Origin of the sequence: Carnobacterium sp. 1290_CSPC (genome assembly GCF_001053265.1) — a bacterium.
Taxonomy (GTDB): Bacteria; Bacillota; Bacilli; order Lactobacillales; family Aerococcaceae; genus Aerococcus; species Aerococcus urinaeequi.
In genome coordinates this window covers 1-1,863 of sequence record NZ_JVVG01000029.1, presented here as the reverse complement: position 1 = coordinate 1,863, position 1,863 = coordinate 1, and the positions used below count along the sequence as shown (strand labels likewise).

Here is a 1,863-nt window from a genome sequence, read left to right as displayed (position 1 = left end):
AAAAATAGTGTCAATGAGATTCAATATGAATTCTCACCAACACTATTTATTATAGAACCGGGATTTTGTGTTTTATAGAGAGAAAAAAATTTTGAAATTTACGACCGGGCCGTCACTTTGAAGGCAATATAAGACCGGTCATCAAAGCTGACTTGGTCAGGGTTGAGGCCTTTTGTGGAAATATATTGATCAATTAAATACGGATCATTGTGGATAATTGCTTGCAGGTAAGCTTCAGTTTCTTCAAAAGTTGGTCGAATATCTGGATACCCATCTGATGTTAGGACTATTTCATCCCCAGCTTGAACAGGTATAGTTGTGATTAAGCTGCTTGGAATCTCTTGTCCGTTTAAAACCGAATAACCAAACCGTGCATCAGCCTTGTTGGCAAATGTGTTTGAGGAAATTAAATAGGGCATAATGGCGTCTCTAGCCTCTTGGTGGTGGTTAGGGTAGATATGCAAGATGAGTGACCGGAAGGCGCTTAAAATATCATCAGAGACCTTTGGTTGGGTATATAATTGCCCGTTTACACTAGCTTGGCAATCCCCAATTAGGTAGATACACTTGTAGAAATCAGAATACAAAGCCATAGCAGCTTGTGGACCATGTTCGATTCGGTCTAGCGGGAAATCCACATGTGTATAAAACTTGTCCTCAAAAGCTTGGTTAACACCTGAAATAACCGTTTCGATAGGTGCTTGTGGATCTAATGTGGCTAAGAAATCATGGATGATGTTGGACGCTATTTTGCCAGTTTTCATGCCTTCATGGGTAAAGTTCGACTTGGATGTTACCCCGTCTATAACAGCGATGAAGTGGTCATTTTTAAAAAGAGCGTCCTCGCATAAAGCTGGCTGGTCATATTTACCTTGGATGAAAGTGTGTTGAATTTGCAAATTCTCTCCCTCACATTCTATACTTTGCTAATTACAGTATATAGAAGACGATGGGATAGGCAAAGAATAAGTAAGGGATAAATGGCAGACCAGTCGGTAGGTTTACATTTTTTATTTTCACATAACAGATGTGGCAGAGGGCTAGACTGCTAGCGATCAACAGAAGATATGAGAAGGTTAAGGGACCGAGCATTAGAGCTAAGACTACCAGTGCTTTAATGTCGCCACCACCAATACCTTGATGAAGCAGGTGATTGCAGGTGATTAAAGTAGTGAAGACTAATAGGGAAAAGGTAATGTGGGTTAAGTGTGCTATGTCCGGATTTCGATATAGATAATTAATCACAACTAATAATAATATGACTTGAAACCGGTCTGGTATGATGTGTAAAGCCAGATCGGCACTGGTCATGATGAGAAGGATAGTAAAAATCAGGAAGAGAAGAATTGCTGTTTCAGTCGTATGGTTCAGAAAAAACAAGAAAGAGAATATAGCGAAAAATCCTTCAGAAAGTGGATAAATCAGTGGAATTGGCTGGCGGCAAGTCTGACATTTACCTGTTGATAGGCCGTAACCGATGATTGGTATCAAAGCTAAGGGTGAAATCGGGACATGGCAATTGTCGCACTTGGAACGACCGTGGATAAAGGATTGTCCAAGGACTGTTCTTGAGCCAACCACCATAAAAAATGAAGCAAGACTAGCAAAAAGGACCAATAGAATGGTATAATAAACAAACGATATCATTTTCAACCTCCATATGGTTTATATACGAATTTTTTCTGCCGATGCGCTAAAAAATGACGAAAAATAAATTTTTTTATGGAAATTGTGTTGACAGTGTCTAAATCAGATGGTATTATTTAGTAGTTGTCTTTGACAGATAACTAATTGAAATATTTACGGAGAATTAGCTCAGCTGGGAGAGCGTCTGCCTTACAAGCAGGATGTCGGGGGTTCGAG

General features: G+C 39.6%; 2 protein-coding genes. Both read right to left on the bottom strand.

The features are described 5' to 3' along the window. Window positions 1-98: 98 nt before the first annotated feature. Window positions 99-899: a hypothetical protein gene (locus AC973_RS02855; RefSeq protein ID WP_048727018.1), complete on the bottom strand. Its 801-nt coding sequence runs from the start codon at window positions 897-899 to the stop codon at window positions 99-101. 31 nt (window positions 900-930) lie between these two features. Then, the gene (locus AC973_RS02850) at window positions 931-1,647 is read right to left on the bottom strand and encodes a prepilin peptidase (RefSeq protein ID WP_048727013.1); all 717 of its coding nucleotides are present in this window, start codon (window positions 1,645-1,647) and stop codon (window positions 931-933) included. Window positions 1,648-1,863 lie beyond the last annotated feature (216 nt).

What these genes read in the sequence shown, in the direction of transcription:
- AC973_RS02850 (WP_048727013.1), bottom strand. Translation starts at nt 1,647, where the DNA reads ATGATATCGTTTGTTTATTATACCATTCTATTGGTCCTTTTTGCTAGT.